Annotated in this window: 1 protein-coding gene; it reads right to left on the bottom strand. The window is 73.1% G+C overall.

Going from position 1 to position 1,130, the window contains the following annotated elements:
- The coding region (locus G5C65_RS37585; protein ID WP_165303528.1) for a beta-ketoacyl reductase at window positions 1–1,130 on the bottom strand (1,130 nt) is incomplete at both ends.

Below are 1,130 nucleotides of genomic sequence, written 5' to 3'. Positions count from 1 at the left end.
CCCGGCAACCCCTCCGCCCGCCGCCGGGCCGCCAGACCGTCCAGGAACGCATTCGCCGCCGCATAGTTCGCCTGCCCCGGAGTACCGAACGTCGCCGAAGCCGAGGAATAGAGCACGAACATGCCCAGATCCGCATCCCGGGTGAGTTCGTCCAGGTGGGCGGCGGCCCTCGCTTTCGCCCGCAGCACCGTGCCCAGACGCTCCTCGGTCAGAGCCGTGAACACCCCGTCGTCCAGCACCCCGGCGGCGTGCACCACACCCGTCAGCGGTGCGTGGTCGGGGATGTCCGCAAGGACGGCGGCCAGGGCGTCGCGGTCGGCCGCGTCGCAGGCCACGATCCGTACGTCGGTGGCGCCCAGCTCTGCCAGTTCGGCGGCCAGGTCCGCGGCGCCGGGCGCGTCCGGGCCCTGGCGGGAGAGCAGCAGCAGATGCCGGATCCCGTGTTCGGCCGCCAGGTGCCGGGCCAGCAGGCCACCCAGGGTTCCGGTGCCACCGGTGATCAGCACCGTGCCGTCCCGGTCCAACGGCGCAGCCTGCGCCGCGCTTGCGGTCCGCGCCAGCCGGGGCACCAGGACCTGCTCACCGCGGATAGCTATCTGCGGCTCATCCACGCTGGCCAGCAGCCCCAGATCCACCTCATCGCCCGCGGTGGCAGGGTCCGCGTCCACCAGGACGATCCGGTCCGGATGCTCCGACTGCACCGACCGCACCAGACCCCACACCGCCGAGCTCACCGCGTCCACAACGTCGCCAGGACGAGTGGGCATGGCGCCTCGCGTCACCACTGCCAGGCGTGCAGCGGAGGAGCCTTCCGTCTCCAGCCACTCCTGCACCCCCCGCAGAACCTCACCGACCACCCGCTCCACCGGCCCATCCCCGGCCACCAGTGTGGAGAAGTCCCCGGGCCCGGCCGGAGCGGCTGGGGGCAGAGCCCTCCACTCGACCGCGAACAGCGCATCCTCGCCCGTCCCGGCCGAGGACAGCTGATCCTCCGCCACCGCCCGCGAGACCAGGGGCCCCAACGCCAGCACAGGCCGTCCGGCACCATCCGTCGCCCGCATACTCACGCCCTCGCCGTCCGCACGCACCACCACCCGCAGCACCCTCGCCCCCACCGCGAACAACTCCAC

Source organism: Streptomyces boncukensis (assembly GCF_011045075.1).
Taxonomy (GTDB): domain Bacteria; phylum Actinomycetota; class Actinomycetes; order Streptomycetales; family Streptomycetaceae; genus Streptomyces; species Streptomyces boncukensis.
The sequence above is the reverse complement of the archived record's forward strand: the minus strand, read 5'-3'. Positions and strand labels throughout refer to the sequence as shown.